The organism is Amycolatopsis endophytica (genome assembly GCF_013410405.1).
GTDB lineage: Bacteria > Actinomycetota > Actinomycetes > Mycobacteriales > Pseudonocardiaceae > Amycolatopsis_E > Amycolatopsis_E endophytica.
In genome coordinates, this window is sequence record NZ_JACCFK010000001.1 from 3,722,974 (window position 1) to 3,737,201 (window position 14,228).

A 14,228-nucleotide genomic window follows, 5' to 3' on the forward strand; every position below is an offset into this window, starting at 1 on the left:
GCTGCGCGCCCGGCGTCGTGGCCCTCCCGTACCCGATCTTTCAGTGTTTTGGCGGCCGAGTAGACGCGTCAAGGCGGGAAAGAGTACCTTGACCCGCCTGATCGACCGCCAAAGCTGGCTGGGGATCGGGTTGCGGGACAGGGCTGGTTCGGGAGGTGGGTTGCGTTCCGTTGCCGGGCGCCGGTCCCGGAGCAGCAAACACGGCGCCCCCAACGGCAAACACGGCGCCCGGAGCGGCAAACACGGCGCCCGGAGCGGCAAACACGGCGCGTGGGCGCCGTGTTTGCCGCTCCCGCTGGCGTGTTGGCTGTTCGCGGCGCCGTGTTGGCCGTTCGCGGCAGCACAACCGCCGCCCGGCCCTCTCCCACACCCCGATCCGCAGAAACAAATCAAAAATCGGGGCGGCCCCAATCAACTGCGAGCTTGCGAGCCCGGCGCTTGAGCCACGCGCGTAGCGCCAGCCACGGCGGACCGCGCCGGCGCAGGCAACTCGAACTCCGCCACCGTCCGCCAGGGCCCCTCCGCATCGTCCCCGGCCACCAGGCGCACCCGCGAAATCCGGGCCGCGATCGGGAGTGCCTCAGCCAGGACGGCGGCCGCCTGTCGCCGGGTGTGCGGATCGCTCGTGCGGTGGTCGGCCACGGTCAGGTGCGGCACCGTGTCCGGGTGCTCGCCGCCGTAGGGCGGGTGCGCGGGGAAACGCTCGCACACCGCCTGCGTCAGCATCCGGAAGTGCTCGTCCGGCTCCGGCGCCAGCCACACCACATCCTGCCCGAACCAGCCGACCTGCGAGAACGCGCAGTCGAACGATTCGATCCCGACCAGCGCGGCCTCCAGGTCCGCGACCGTTCCCGCGTCGATGCTGGCCGGCGGCACGAACGGGTACAGCACCGTCACGTGTGCGGGCACGGAATGCCGGACCAGGTGGTCGGTCTCCGGAACGGGGACGACGATGGCACTCTTCGTGGCACGGCGAAGCCACTGCGCGTCGGGGACCGGCATGGCTTCATCATGACGGAAACCGCCGTGATCGCCTAGATCGACCGCTCGTACAGAGCAGCGGCCGATTTCAGCACGGCGTCGCGCAGTGAACCGGTGTCCGGCGCCGCGTCACCGTTCAACTGTAGTCCGATGTGGACGTGGTCGGCGTACGTCGCGGCCGCGATGCCGACCGCGTGCCGTGACGCCAACGGGACGAACGGGTAGATCTCGCTCAACCGGGCCCCGTCCAGGGTGAGGTCCAGCTTCGGCAACGGCACGTTCGTGATCACCGTGTCGAACAGGACACCCGCCGCGCGTCCGGCGACCTTCGTCGCCATCCGGTGCAGCCCCGGCGGGAGCCGGTCGGCCAGCACCGGCAGCGCACCGGCCCCGCGCTGCGGCCCCGACGCCTTGTTCCGGTTCATCGACCACCGGATCTCCCGCAGCCGCCGCACCGGATCGTCCAGGTGAACCGGCAGATCGCACAGGTACCCGGACAGCTGGTTGGACCCCCAGCCACCCGCACGCGCCCGCATGCTGACCGGGATCAGCGCGCGCAACGTGCGGGCGTTCGGACGCTGCCCGCGGTTGATCATCCACTCGCGCAGCGCGCCCGCCAGCACCGCGAGGACTACGTCGTTCGGCGTACCGCCGTGGGCACTTCGGACGGTGCGGATGTCCGACACCGGCAACCGGACGAACCCGAGCCGCCTGCTGGCGGACTGCGGTGCGCCCAACGGCGAGGTCGGGTACGGGCGCGCGGCCCGCAGGACCGCCGACGCGATCGCCGCGTTCTCGCCCGCCTGGCTGATCGCCCCGGTCACCCCGTCCCGCAACGCCTCCAGCGGCGAACGCGGATCGACGGGCCGGTCGGCGGCGTCGATGAGTGCCCGCGTGATCGGCAGTTCGTCCAGCAGCCCCGCGGCGACGGCGAACGCGCCCGCGCCGTCGGTGAACGCGTGGTGCAGTTTCAGCAGCAAGGCGAAACGGTTTTCCGGAAGTCCGGTGACCAGGTGAAGATCCCACAACGGACGGCCCATTGGCAGCGGCTGTTCGATCCATTCCGCCGCATATGCGGCGAGAGGATCATCGGCGTAGAACTCCGTGAGCCGGTGCACGTGCACGTGCCGGTGCGGATCGAATTCCGGATCCTCGGCCCACGTCGCGCCTCCCGGCGGCAACAGCGCCGGGCGGACCCGCTGCCGCAGGCGCGGGATCCGGGCCGCCCGCCGCACCAGCAGTCCGGCCATTGCACGGGGATCGATCGGTCCGTCCGGTTGGAGAATCACCGCGGCCCCCATGTGCATGGGGGTGGATTCCCCTTCCAGGCAAAGGAAAGCGACGTCCAGCCCACTGAGCTGACGACCAGCCATAGACTGCCCCTCTACGGTCGGTGGCACGGGATTGCCTGCTACTTGAGCAAACGGACGTGACGAAACGGTAGTCCATTTGTTTCGGCAGCGCTAACGGCTCCCATTTCTCACTCGAATGGGGTATCGGTCCTTTATGGACGTAACGCTCGCGGGTTCACCTTGTTGATCAAGGGAAAATCTCGAGCTTCACCTTCTTGCCGCGCTCGACCCGTTCGCCCGGTTCCGGGTCCTGGCCGATCACGATCGAGAAATTGCGCGTCTTGCCTTCGACGTCGGCCTGCAGGCCCGCGTCCGAGAGCAGCTGGATCGCGTCCTGCACCGGGCGCCCGACGACGGTCGGGACGTCCACCGCGTTGTTCGTGTAGACGCCGACCCTCAGGTCGCTCTGGCCCTCGATGGTGCTTCCGGCTGCCGGAGTGGTGCGGGTGACGCTGCCGCTCGGCACGTCGTCGGAAAATTCGGTGCCGGCATCGTAGGGCTCGAATCCGGCGCTCTTCAACCGCTGGAAGGCGTCATCCCGGCTCAACCCGGCCACACTGGGCACCGGCGTCGGCGGCGCGCCCTTGGACAGGGCGATTTTCACCGCGGACCCGATGGGCAGTTGCGTTCCGGGCTGCGGGTTCACCGAGAGCACCTTGCCCTCGGGCACCGAAGCGCTGTAGGCGTCGGCGCTCGCGTCCCGCTGCGGGGTCAGCCCGGCGTCCCTGATGGCCGTCTCCGCCTGCTCCAGCCCGGTGCCCTGGCTGATGTCGGGGACGGTCGGGCGGCCCGAGGACAGCGTGACGGTGACGGTGCTGCCCTTCTCCGCCGACGCGCCCGCGATCGGATCGGTGCCGATGACCTGGCCTGCCGGGACGGAGTTGTGCCGCTCCCGCACGATCGTCGACGCCAGTCCGGCGTCGTGCAGGGTCTTCTCGGCGGTGGCCTGATCCATGCCGGTCAGCGTCGGGACGGCGACGGCCTGCGCGGCGTCCTGGCCGACGGTGAACCACCAGACGCCGGTGCCCAGCACCGCGGCGATGAGCACGGCGATGACGGTCCAGAGCACGACCGGGCGGCGCCGGACCATGGTGGGCGGTTCTTGGCCCGGCGGAGCCTGCGGGGGAGGCGGCGCGCTGTGCGGTCGCATCAGGGCCTGCGTGCCGCGCGGGCCGGTGACCGGTCCCGTCGCGGCGACCGGCGAGAACGCGGGCACGGTCTTCTCCGGATCGGCGGGCGGCGGCGCCACGGGTGGCGCGGGGAGCTGCTTGGCGGGCAGCACCGGAATCGGCGCGGGCGCGATGCCCAGCGCCGCCCGCACGCGCCGCAGCTCCTGCAGGAACGCGCCGGCGTCCGCGGGCCGGGCCTCCGGATCGCGTCGCGTGGCGCGCAGCACCAGGTCGTCCAGCACCGCGGGGATACCCGGCTCGACCGTGCTGGGGGCCGGGACGTCGTCGTTCACGTGCCGGTAGGCGACCGAGATGGCGGTGTCGCCGGTGTAGGGGACCTTGCCGGTGAGCATCTCGTAGAACACGATCCCGGCCGAGTAGACGTCGCCCGGTTCGTCGGCGGCACCGGTGGTGACCTGCTCGGGCGCCAGATAGGAGACGGTGCCGAGGATGATGCTGGAGCTGGTGGTGCCCGCGCTGGCCACGGCGCGCACGAGACCGAAGTCGGCGACCTTGACCACCCCGGCCGGTGGGTGGCCGGTGTGCCCGATCAGCACGTTCTCGGGCTTCACGTCGCGGTGCACGAGCCCGGCCTGATGCGCGGCCGACAACGCGGAGAGCATCTGCTCGGCCACGCTCAGTGCCAGTGGGACGTCGAGCTTGCCCCGCTGCTCCAGCAGGTCCCGCAGGGTGCCGCCGTCGACCAGTTCCATCACCAGGAACACGTGCGACCGGTCACCGGCCACGTCGACGCCCTGGTCGTGCACCGTGACCACGTTCGGGTGGTGCAGCTTCGCCGCGAGACGCGCCTCGCGCTCGAACCGGTCGACGAACGACCGGTCGTCGGCGAACCGCGGGTCCATGATCTTGATCGCGACCGGACGGTCCAGCCTCGTGTCCGACCCCCGGTAGACGGCCGACATGCCGCCTCGCGCGAGGAGGCCGTCGACCCGGTAACGCCGCTCCAGGAGCGCTCCGGCCAGGCTGGTTTCCGTGCTCGTCACGCGCCCGATCGTACGGACATCGGCGGAGGGTGTGGACCCGCCCCGGCGGCGCGCGGTTGAGGTTTCGTTACGCCGTTCGCGCGACATTGCGGACAACCAGGCCAGATGTGGCACCCTGTTCTGCGTGAGTGCGATCCCAGTCGCTGATGACATCCTCGGCCCCGACGTCGCTGTGCTGTCGCTGACGGAAGTGGCCCAGCAGATCGGCCTGTCGGTGAACAAGGTCCGGCAGTTGCTGCGTGACGGCCACCTGCTCGCGGTGCGCCGCGACGGCGACCTGATGGTCCCGGCCGATTTCCTCGTCGACGGCCAGGCCGTCAAGGGCCTCACCGGCCTGCTGACGGTGCTCTCCGACGCAGGCTTCAGCCGCACGGAGATGCTGCGCTGGCTCTACGAGGCCGACGAGTCGCTGCCCGGCACCACGCCGGTCAACGCCCTGCGCACCAACCACGGCACCGAAGTCAAGCGCCGCGCCCAAGCCATGGCCTTCTGAGGGATGGGGGCGGCGCGCCGCCCCCATCGTCGCTCAGCCGTTCTGGGCGTCGCGCCAGGAGATCCATTTCTTGAGCAGGTCGAGGTCGTAGTCGGGGCCGCCCACGCCGACCGTGAAGGTGCTCACGCCCAGCTCGCGCAGCTTCGGGCCGACCTCGTCCGGCTCGCCCTGCACGCCGGTGGAGATCTCGATCTCCGAGGCGTCCCGGCCGACGTCGGCGCAGTGCTGCTTGAGGATGCCGACCTTGCGCTCGACGGTCTCCGCGTCCCCGAAGCCGTGCCAGATGTCGGCGTGTTTCGCGACGAGCTTGAGCGTCTTCTTCTCGCCGCCACCGCCGATCAGCACCGGGATCTTGCGGGTGGGCGCGGGGTTCAGCTTGCCCAGCCGCGATTCGATGCGCGGCAGCGCCTCGGCCAGGTCGTCCAGCCGTCCGCCCGCGGTGCCGAACTCGTAGCCGTACTCGTCGTAGTCCTTCTCGAACCAGCCGGAGCCGATGCCCAGGATCAGGCGGCCGTCGCTGATGTGGTCCACGGTGCGGGCCATGTCGGCGAGCAGCTCCGGGTTGCGGTAGCTGTTGCAGGTGACCAGCGCGCCGATCTCGACCCGCGAGGTGGATTCGGCCCACGCGCCGAGCATCGTCCAGCACTCGAAGTGCAGGCCGTCGGGGTCGCCGTAGAGCGGGTAAAAATGATCCCAGTTGAAGATGATGTCCACGCCGAGGTTTTCGGCGGCGGACGCGGTGTTGCGGATGGTCTTGTAATCGGCGTGCTGCGGCTGCAGCTGCAGGCCGATGCGGATCGGTGTGGTGGTCATGGCGCCAGCCTATCCACAGTCGACGGAAGCGTGCAGCGCGTGGAAGGCTTGCCGCGTAGGGACTTGCACTCGGGATCGCACTCCACGCGAAAGTCCACTGTGTACCGTTCAGGAGGTGCGCTGGGTGGCCAGCTCGGCGAGTTCGGCCAGCCGGGTCGCCGCCGGTTCGGCCAGCCCGGCCCGTTCGAGCGCGTCCAGCGCGGTCGCGGTGAGCGCGGTGATGCGGTCCTCGACCGCGTCGACGGCGCCGACCTCGGTCAGCGTCCGCCGCACGGTGTCGACCTCGTCGTCGCCGAGGTCGGCACCGATCGCGTCGGCGATCAGCTTGTGCTGCTCCGGGTCCGCGGCCAGTTGCAGGCCGAGCGCGACGAGCAGCGTGCGCTTGCCCTCGCGCAGGTCGTCGCCCGCGGGTTTGCCGGTGACCGACGGGTCGCCGAACACGCCGAGGAGGTCGTCGCGCAGCTGGAACGCCACGCCCAGCTCGTCGCCGAACTCACGCAGCGTCGCGATCCGCCGGGCGTCCGCGCCGGCCAGTGCGGCGCCCAGGTGCAGCGGCCGCTGGACCGTGTAGGCGGCGGTCTTGAGGCGGCACACCTGCAGCGCGGCCTCGGGCGAGGTGTCGCCGGTCGCCTGCGTGCGCACGTCGAGGTACTGGCCGGCCAGTACCTCGGTCCGCATCGCCCGCCACGCCGGGCGCGCGGCGTCCAGGGTCGCGGCGGGCAGCGGGGCGCTGCCGAACATGTCGTCGGCCCAGGCCAGCGCGAGATCGCCGATGAGGACGGCGGCGGCCAGCCCGAACGTTTCCGGCGCGCCGAGCCAGCCGTTCGCGCGGTGTTCGCGCGCGTAGGAGACGTGCACCGTGGGGCGGCCGCGGCGGGAGTCGGACGAGTCGATGAGGTCGTCGTGGATCAGCGCGCACGCCTGCACCAGTTCCAGGCTCGCGACTGCCTGCAGGACCCCTTCCGCGTCCGCGCCGTCCGGATCGCCGCCCGCGCCGCGCCAGGCCCACCACGCGAACGTCGGCCGCAGCCGCTTGCCGCCACCGAGGACGAACCCGGTGAGCGAGTCGACGCCCGGCCCGAACGCGGGCTCGTCCGCCCGGACGGCCGCGCCCGCCTCGGCGAGGAACGCGGCCAGGTGCCGCTCGAGGTGCTGGGGCAGGCCGGCGTCGAAGTCCATGCGCCTATCGTCGGTGACAGCGGCCCGGCGCGCCGGGCGGGGTGGCCGCGATGTGATCGGCGCCCGTAGGCTCGGAGGGGTGGCGACCCTGGTGACGTTCCATGCCCATCCCGACGACGAGTGCATCGCCTGCGGCGGTGTCATGCGCAAGGCGTTCGAGGAGGGGCACCGTGTGGTGCTCGTCGTCGCGACCCGCGGTGAGCACGGCGAGATCCCGCCCGGTTTCCTGGCCGACGGCGAACCGCTGTGGCAGCGCCGGGTCGCGGAGACCGAGGCGGCGGCGGAGATCCTCGGCGCGAAACGCCTGGAGTTCCTGGGCTACACCGACTCCGGGATGATGGGCACGCCGGAAAACGACCTGCCCGGCTCGTTCTGGCAGGCGCCGGTCGAGGAGGCCGCGCAGCGGCTCGCGGCGATCCTGCGCGAGGAACGGGCCGACGTGCTGACCGTGTACGACGACTTCGGCACCTACGGCCACCCGGACCACATCCAGGTGCACCGCGTCGGCCTGCGTGCCGCCGAGCTGGCGGGCACGCCGCGGGTCTACCAGAACACCAGCAACCGCGACCACCTGCACGCCGGGCTCGATCTGTTCGCCGCGCAGGCCGCCGAGACCGGGGCGGAGATTCCCGGTCTCGAGGGGATGGACGAGCTGGGCAAGCCCGCCGCGGAGATCACCGCCGCGGTCGACGTGACGCCGTGGCTGGACGTCAAGCGCGCGGCGATGCGCGCGCACGGCAGCCAGATCAGTGCAGAGTCGATGTTCCTCGCGATGTCGGACGAGGCGTTCGCCTACACCTTCGGCACCGAGTGGTTCATCCGTGCCGGGCAGGGGCCGGGCATCACCGAAACCGACCTGCTGGCCGGGCTGTAGGAGATGGCCGCCGCGCCGGTCTACCGCGAACGGCCGGGTGCCGGCGCCGTCCGCTGCTGGTGGACGCAGCGCGTGCCGGGTGGCCGGGTGCAGCGGGTGGTGCCGGACGCGGCGGCGGACGTGATCGTGGCGGCGACCGGTGCGGCGTACCTGGTGGGGCCGACGCTGCGGCCCGCGCTGCACTCTTTGCCGCCTGGGACGGAACTGCGCGGGCTGCGGTTGCGCACCGAGGCCGTGGCGGCGGTGCTGCGCCTGCCGGGACACGAGGTACGGGACGCGGTCGTGCCGTTGTCCGCGGTGCTGACAGACGCGCAGGCCCGGACGGTCGCGGAATCGGTGTGGCGCGGGAAGTTCCCGCGCGCGCTCAGGACCGGGCCGGGGGAGGACCGGGTCCGGTACGCGGTGAGGCGCCTTGGGGACGGCGCGCCGCTCGACACGGTTTCGGCGGAGGTCGCGGTCACCGGCCGCCAGCTGCGCCGGCTGTTCACCGAGCAGACCGGCCTCGGCCCGAAGGCGTTGCAGCGCGTCGCCCGGTTCCAGCGGTTCGTACGGCGCGCCGACGCGGGTCCGGTGCCGCTCGCGGAGGCGGCGATGACGGCCGGGTACGCGGACCAGGCGCATCTGACGCGGGAGGTGCGTGAGCTGGCGGGAGTGACGCCCGCGGTACTGGTGCGGGAACGGCGTGGGCTGGTGGCGCCGGATCGCGCGGGGGCGTCGGCGTTGTTCTAGCTGTGCTCGGAGACGAGCACCGCGCGGGTGCCGGGTTCGAGGGCCTGGAAGATGTGCGGCACGTCGCCGGGGTAGGCGATGTAGTCGCCGGGCGCGAGTTCGACCGGTTCGTCGGTCAGGCCGACCAGCGCGCGGCCCGCGCTCAGCACCACGTGTTCGACCACGCCGGGCATGTGCGGGTCGGAGGCTCGCGGCGGGCCGGGTTCGGCGGCGACCCGGAACAGGTCGCGGCGCGTGTTCGGCGGGCAGGACGCCACGAGCGTCGCCACGTAGTCCGAGCGTTCCGAGTAGAACGTGGGGCCCTCGTCGGCGCGGATCACCTGCACCCGGGGCCGCGTGGGTTCGACGAGCCGGGCGAACGGCACGTCGAGGACCACGCTCAGCGCCCACAGCGTTTCCACACTCGGGTTGCCGGTGCCGGCTTCCAGCTGGGACAGGGTCGACTTGGCGATACCGGCCCGCTTCGCCAGTTCGGTGAGGGACAACCCGATGCGGGCGCGCTCGCGCCGCAGCGAGGCCGCGATCAGGTCGAGGGGTGCACCGCGATCGGCCATGCTTGTTCGCTCCAGAAGTCCGGTTGTTCGGCTTGACGAACGCTCGCGTTCCTGTTCAGTATAGAAGGCGATGCGTACGATTTACCGAACACTCGATCGCGACCTGCTGCGGGACGTCGCGCTTGTGGCGCTGGCCGACGGCCTCGTCGGCGTCTCCTACGGCGCGATCAGCACCGGTTCCGGCTTCGGCACCTGGCTGCCGGTGGTGCTGTCACTGGTGGTTTTCGCCAGTGCCGCCCAGTTCCTGTTCGTCGGGGTGGTCGCCGCGGGTGGCAGCCCGTTCGCCGCGGCGGTCGCCGGGCTGCTGGTCAACAGCAGGCACCTGCCGTTCGGGATGGCGGTCGCCGACGTCCTCGGCCGCCGGGGGCGCGTCCTCGGCAGTCACCTGATGACCGACGAGAACGTGGCGTTCGCGATGGCGCAGGACACCGCCGAGCGCCGTCGCGCCGCGTACTGGGCCTGCGGGATCGCGATCTTCGTGTGCTGGAACGTCGGCGTCGTGGCCGGCGCGTTCGCCGGCACGGTCATCGGCGACACCGACGCGTTCGGCCTGGACGCCGCCTTCCCGGCCGTGTTGCTCGCGCTCGTGCTGCCGTCGCTGAAGGACCGCGAGACGCGCAACGCGGCACTGGCCGGAGCGGCGGTCGCGCTCGTGGCGACGCCGTTCCTGCCCGCGGGCCTGCCCGTGTTGCTCGCACTGACCGGGCTGCTCGTCCTGGTGGTGCGGCGATGACAGGGCAGCTGCTGATCGCGATCGCGGTCCTGGCCGCAGGCACGTTCGCGTTCCGGTTCGCCGGGCCCTCGTTGCGGACCCGGATGCAGGTGCCGGAGCGGGTGCGGAAGCTCAGCGTGATCGGCGCGGCGGTCCTGCTCAGCGCGGTGGTCGCGACCAACGCGCTGATGGACGGCCACTCCTTCGCCGGGTACGCGAAGCCGCTCGGGGTGGCGGTCGCGGGCGTGCTGGCGTGGCGGAAGGCGCCGTTCCTGGTGGTCGTCGTGTCGGCCGCGCTGGTCACCGCACTGCTGCGGCTGGCGGGCCTGCCCTAACCCTGCCAGGGGCGCACCGAACCCCAGCCCCACACCGGCATCGGCTCGTCCGCGGCGGGCTCCGCGCCCGGCCGCGAGAAGAGCACCGCCAGCCGCGTGCCCCACTCCAGGTAGGCGACGAACGCCGAGCGGAACTCCGGATCCGCGGGCAGGCCGACGTCGTCGGCGGTTTCCTGCAGCAGCGTGACCCAGCGGCGGCGCTGCTGCTCGGTGATCGCCCTGCCGAGGTGCTTCGACACCATGTGGCGGTGGCCGCCGCGCTTCTCGCTGTAGGTCTTCGGGCCCCCGAACACTTCGCCGACCCACACCGCGACGTGCCGCGCGTGCTCGGGATCCATGCCCGCGAACAGCGGCGCCAGCAGCTCGTCCTCGGGAACCCGCTGGTAGAAGGTGTGGAACAGCTTCTCCAGCGCGTCGGCGCCGCCGGCCCACTCGTACAGGCTCGGCACCGGACTGCCGATGTCGACCGGCTCGTAGTGGCGCATCTCCTCGATGGCGTCGACGAACCCGCGGACCTCCGCGAAGAACGGCGGGAAGTGCGGCCCCGTGCGGAAGCCGGTCAGATGCGCGTCGGCGGAGGTCCAGGTCAGCCGGACGACGTAGCATTCGGGTTCGTCGATGCAGCGGGTCATCTCGAAGTCGTGGCATTCGGGAGCCGCCGCGAGGTGCACGGCCGCGCGCCGGTACGCCTCCTCGAACTCCGCGCCCTGCCCGGCGGGAACCCGGTACCGGATGTATTCGGTGAGCACGCGATCAGTCGAGCACCTGCCGCGCGCCGCGGCAAGTACGTACTTTGTGGTGCGTGAGCGTACGCAGAACCCGCTACCACTGCCCGGTCGAGCTGGCGGTCGACGTGATCGGCGGCAAGTGGGCGGTGGTGATCCTGGCCCATCTGAAGGAAAGCGAGCACCGGTACGGCGAACTGCGCCGCCGCCTGCCCGGTATCAGCGAGAAGATGCTGACCACGCGGCTGCGCGAGCTGGAGGCCGCCGGGCTGGTCGAGCGGATCGCGGCGGAGGGAAAGGTGCCGGCGGTGACCTACCGGCTGGCGCCGGAGGGCCGGGAGCTGGCACCGGCTCTGCAGATCCTCTACGACTGGGGCGAGCGGCGCGCGAAGCGTGAGGGGGTGCCGATCGAACCGGTTTAGCCGTGCAACCGGCTGGCCTCGGCGCGGATCGCGTCCGACAGGGCCGCCGTCGGGCCCCTGGGCGTCGTCGAGCGGGTGGTCAGCAGGAACTGCACCTCGCCGGGATCGGGCAGGCCGTGACCGGGCGGGAGTTCTGCCAGGCCGGCCGGGATCAGGCTCCGCGCGAACACCACGACACCCAGCCCGGCCAGCGCCGCGGCGCGCAGGCCGTTGAGGCTGCCGCTCGTGCACACCACCCGCCACGGTTTCCCGTTGTCGTGCAACGATTCCAGCGCACGGGCACGGGTGATGCTCGGCGGCGGGTAGGCGATCAGCGGCACCGGGCCGTCGTCCACGGTGAACCCTTCGCGGCCCACCCACACCAGCGGGTCAGTCCACAGCGGACTGCCCGTTTCGTCGCCCGCGCGGCGCTTGCCCAGCACCAGGTCCAGCTCACCCGCGCGCAGTTTCTCGTGCAGCACACCGGAAAGGTCGACCGTCAGCTCCAGATCGACCAGCGGGTGCAGGCGGCGGAACTCACGCAGGATCTCCGGCAACGGGCCCACCACGAAGTCCTCCGACGCGCCGAACCGCACCCGGCCCCGCAGCTCCGGCCCTGTGAAGTACGCCAGCGCGCGTTCGATGTCCTCCAGGATCGTGGACGCGAAACCGATCATCGCCTCGCCGTCCGGCGTCAGCTCGACCGAGTGCGTGTCGCGCGACAACAACTGCTGCGACGTGGCCTCTTCCAGTTTGCGGACGTGCTGGCTGACCGTCGACTGCCGCAACCCGAGCCGCTGCCCGGCGCGGGTGAAACTGCGCGTCTCGGCGACGGTGAGGAACGTCCGCAGCCATACGGGATTCAGCACGACCCTCATCGCAATCCGTGATAGCAGTTATGTTGCTCATCATACTTCACAATCGGCCCGGCCGGGCGCACGATCGGTGAGGTGATGAGTCCCTTCGCGCTGCTGGCCAAGCTCAGGATCGACCCGTTCATCGTCGGCATCCTCGCCGCGGTCGGGGTCGCCTGCCTGGTCCCGGCCCGCGGTCAGGGTGCCGAGATCGCCTCCTGGGTGACCACGATCGGCGTCGGCGCGCTGTTCTTCCTCTACGGCGCGCGGCTGTCCACGGCCGAGGCGGTGGCCGGGCTCAAGCACTGGCGGCTGCACGTGGTGATCCTGCTCGCCACCTTCGTGCTGTTCCCGCTGCTCGGGCTCGCCTCGAAACTGCTGGTGCCGTCCGTGCTCACCCCGGCGCTGGCCGCAGGCGTCATCTTCCTGTGCACGCTGCCCTCGACGGTCAACTCGTCGATCGCGTTCACCTCGATCGCCAAGGGCAACGTGGCCGCCGCGATCTGCGCCGCGTCCTTCTCCAGCCTGCTGGGCATCGTGATCACGCCGCTGCTGGTCGGGCTGCTGCTGCGGACCACCGGGCACGGGTTCTCACTCGACGCGGTCACCTCGATCGTGCTGCAGCTGCTGGTGCCGTTCGTCGCGGGCCAGATCGCGCGGCGCTGGATCGGCGGGTTCATCACGCGCCACAAGAAGATCCTCGGCCGTGCCGACCGCACCGTGATCCTGGCCGTCGTCTACACGGCCTTCAGCGAGGGCGTCGTCGCCGGCATCTGGCACCAGCTGACCCCGCTCGCGCTCGGCGGTCTCGTCGTGGTCAACCTCGCGCTGTTCTACGTGGTGTTCTGGATCCTCAAACTCGGCACGCGCAAACTGGGCTTCGACCGCGCGGACCGCGTCGCGATCATCTTCGCCGGGTCCAAGAAGAGCCTGGCCAGCGGTCTGCCGATGGCCGCGGTGCTGTTCCCGGCCCAGACGGTCGGCCTGATCGTGCTGCCGCTGATGCTGTTCCACCAGGCCCAGCTCATGATCTGCGCCGTGCTCGCCCGGCGGTGGGGTGCACGGGCGGAGGTGGCCCAGCCCGCGCGCGTCGGATAGGCCCGTCCCAGGTCGCGGACCTCACATCCCACGTTTCGGACACCGGCTACGATTGTTCCCATGACGTCGGTGATCGAGCGCCTGCGAGGGGAGACCACGGCGTTCTCCATTGAGTTCTTCCCGCCCCGCGACACCGCCGACGAAGCGGTGCTGTGGCGGTCGGTGCGGGAACTGGAGCCGTTGGACCCCGCGTACATGTCGATCACCTACGGCGCGGGCGGATCGAGCCGGGACGGCACGATCCGCAATATCGCGCGGGTGGCCACCGAGACGACGCTGACGCCGATGGCGCACCTCACCGCGGTCGACCACTCCGTCGCCGAGCTGCGCAACGTCATCGGCTGGTACGCCGCGGTCGGCGTGCGCAACATCCTCGCGCTGCGCGGCGACCCGCCGGGCGACCCGTACGGCGACTGGGTGCCGCACCCGCAGGGCCTGCGCTACGCCGAGGAACTGGTGTCGCTGGTCCGTTCGCTCGGCGACTTCTGCGTCGGCGTGTCCGCGTTCCCCTACGGCCACCCGCGCTCGCCGGACCTGGACAGCGACACGAAGTACCTGGTGCGCAAGTTCAACGCCGGAGCGGACTTCGGCATCGCGCAACTGTTCTTCCAGCCCGAGGACTTCCTCCGGCTGCGTGACCGGGTCGCCGCGGCGGGCTGCGACGCGCTGGTCATCCCCGGCGTGATGCCGCTGACCACGCCCCGCACCCTGCACACCACGATCCGGCTGTCCGGGGCCGAGGCCCCGCAGGGGTTGCTGGACCGGCTGGAGCCGCTGGCAGGCGATCCCAAGGCGTTCCGCGCCGAGGGCCTGGACGTGGTCACCGAACTGTGTGAGCGGCTCATCGCCGAAGGTGTACCGGACCTGCACTTCTACACGTTCAACCGATCCAAGGCCACGCGCGAGGTGGTCCGCAGGCTCGGTCTGGTGCCCGCGCGCGCGTAATTGCGTTGCC

16 protein-coding genes are annotated in these 14,228 nt (G+C 71.2%); 8 read left to right on the forward strand and 8 right to left on the reverse strand.

The genetic code is table 11. The annotated features are described in order from the left end of the window. Positions 1–411 precede the first annotated feature (411 nt). The 3 genes from HNR02_RS18430 to pknB all read right to left on the reverse strand — a co-directional run bounded on the left by HNR02_RS18430 (position 412) and on the right by pknB (position 4,506). The gene (locus tag HNR02_RS18430) at positions 412–1,002 is read right to left on the reverse strand and encodes a 2'-5' RNA ligase family protein (RefSeq protein ID WP_179774385.1); all 591 of its coding nucleotides are present in this window, start codon (positions 1,000–1,002) and stop codon (positions 412–414) included. A 32-nt stretch (positions 1,003–1,034) separates the two neighbouring features. Then, a complete protein-coding gene (locus tag HNR02_RS18435; RefSeq protein WP_179774386.1) occupies positions 1,035–2,354 on the reverse strand; it encodes a wax ester/triacylglycerol synthase family O-acyltransferase in 1,320 nt (439 codons plus the stop codon). Positions 2,355–2,520: 166 nt separating this feature from the next. Then, the gene (gene pknB, locus HNR02_RS18440) at positions 2,521–4,506 is read right to left on the reverse strand and encodes a Stk1 family PASTA domain-containing Ser/Thr kinase (protein WP_179774387.1); all 1,986 of its coding nucleotides are present in this window, start codon (positions 4,504–4,506) and stop codon (positions 2,521–2,523) included. A gap of 124 nt (positions 4,507–4,630) precedes the next feature. On the opposite strand from pknB, the gene HNR02_RS18445 reads away from it, so the two are divergent. After that, a complete protein-coding gene (locus tag HNR02_RS18445; protein ID WP_179774388.1) occupies positions 4,631–4,999 on the forward strand; it encodes an Rv2175c family DNA-binding protein in 369 nt (122 codons plus the stop codon). Positions 5,000–5,032: 33 nt separating this feature from the next. On the opposite strand, the gene HNR02_RS18450 is transcribed toward HNR02_RS18445, so the two are convergent. Then, complete coding sequence (locus HNR02_RS18450) at positions 5,033–5,812, reverse strand: LLM class F420-dependent oxidoreductase (RefSeq protein ID WP_179774389.1); 780 nt, start codon at positions 5,810–5,812, stop codon at positions 5,033–5,035. 108 nt (positions 5,813–5,920) lie between these two features. After that, positions 5,921–6,991, reverse strand: a complete 1,071-nt coding sequence (locus HNR02_RS18455) for a polyprenyl synthetase family protein (protein ID WP_179774390.1) — start codon at positions 6,989–6,991, stop codon at positions 5,921–5,923. Positions 6,992–7,070: 79 nt separating this feature from the next. Here HNR02_RS18455 and HNR02_RS18460 point away from each other — a divergent pair, with 79 nt between their 5' ends. After that, entirely contained in the window at positions 7,071–7,865 is a 795-nt protein-coding gene (locus tag HNR02_RS18460) for a PIG-L family deacetylase (protein ID WP_179774391.1), read from the forward strand. A gap of 3 nt (positions 7,866–7,868) precedes the next feature. Continuing rightward, the gene (locus HNR02_RS18465) at positions 7,869–8,594 is read left to right on the forward strand and encodes a helix-turn-helix transcriptional regulator (RefSeq protein WP_179774392.1); all 726 of its coding nucleotides are present in this window, start codon (positions 7,869–7,871) and stop codon (positions 8,592–8,594) included. On the opposite strand, the gene HNR02_RS18470 is transcribed toward HNR02_RS18465, so the two are convergent. Further along, positions 8,591–9,148 (reverse strand): helix-turn-helix domain-containing protein, encoded by a 558-nt coding sequence (locus HNR02_RS18470; RefSeq protein WP_179774393.1) that lies wholly within the window; start codon positions 9,146–9,148, stop codon positions 8,591–8,593. The two genes, HNR02_RS18465 and HNR02_RS18470, sit on opposite strands and share 4 nt — an antisense overlap. Positions 9,149–9,218: 70 nt before the next feature. Here HNR02_RS18470 and HNR02_RS18475 point away from each other — a divergent pair, with 70 nt between their 5' ends. Then, positions 9,219–9,881, forward strand: a complete 663-nt coding sequence (locus tag HNR02_RS18475; protein ID WP_179774394.1) for an AzlC family ABC transporter permease — start codon at positions 9,219–9,221, stop codon at positions 9,879–9,881. Beyond that, on the forward strand, positions 9,878–10,195 hold the full coding sequence (locus HNR02_RS18480; protein ID WP_179774395.1) for a branched-chain amino acid transport AzlD family protein: 318 nt from the start codon (positions 9,878–9,880) through the stop codon (positions 10,193–10,195). The genes HNR02_RS18475 and HNR02_RS18480 overlap by 4 nt, the downstream gene beginning before the upstream one ends. Here the strand turns inward: HNR02_RS18480 and HNR02_RS36500 are convergent. Then, positions 10,192–10,944 carry a group II truncated hemoglobin gene (locus HNR02_RS36500; protein ID WP_179774396.1) on the reverse strand — a complete coding sequence of 251 codons (753 nt, stop codon included), beginning with the start codon at positions 10,942–10,944 and terminating at the stop codon, positions 10,192–10,194. The two genes, HNR02_RS18480 and HNR02_RS36500, sit on opposite strands and share 4 nt — an antisense overlap. 53 nt (positions 10,945–10,997) lie before the next feature. On the opposite strand from HNR02_RS36500, the gene HNR02_RS18490 reads away from it, so the two are divergent. After that, on the forward strand, positions 10,998–11,342 hold the full coding sequence (locus tag HNR02_RS18490; protein WP_179774397.1) for a winged helix-turn-helix transcriptional regulator: 345 nt from the start codon (positions 10,998–11,000) through the stop codon (positions 11,340–11,342). On the opposite strand, the gene HNR02_RS18495 is transcribed toward HNR02_RS18490, so the two are convergent. Beyond that, positions 11,339–12,190 carry a LysR family transcriptional regulator gene (locus tag HNR02_RS18495; protein WP_179775989.1) on the reverse strand — a complete coding sequence of 284 codons (852 nt, stop codon included), beginning with the start codon at positions 12,188–12,190 and terminating at the stop codon, positions 11,339–11,341. The two genes, HNR02_RS18490 and HNR02_RS18495, sit on opposite strands and share 4 nt — an antisense overlap. Positions 12,191–12,271: 81 nt before the next feature. Here HNR02_RS18495 and HNR02_RS18500 point away from each other — a divergent pair, with 81 nt between their 5' ends. Further along, on the forward strand, positions 12,272–13,273 hold the full coding sequence (locus tag HNR02_RS18500; RefSeq protein ID WP_179774398.1) for a bile acid:sodium symporter family protein: 1,002 nt from the start codon (positions 12,272–12,274) through the stop codon (positions 13,271–13,273). A 60-nt stretch (positions 13,274–13,333) separates the two neighbouring features. Next, positions 13,334–14,218, forward strand: a complete 885-nt coding sequence (locus tag HNR02_RS18505) for a methylenetetrahydrofolate reductase (RefSeq protein WP_179774399.1) — start codon at positions 13,334–13,336, stop codon at positions 14,216–14,218. Positions 14,219–14,228: the final 10 nt, after the last annotated feature.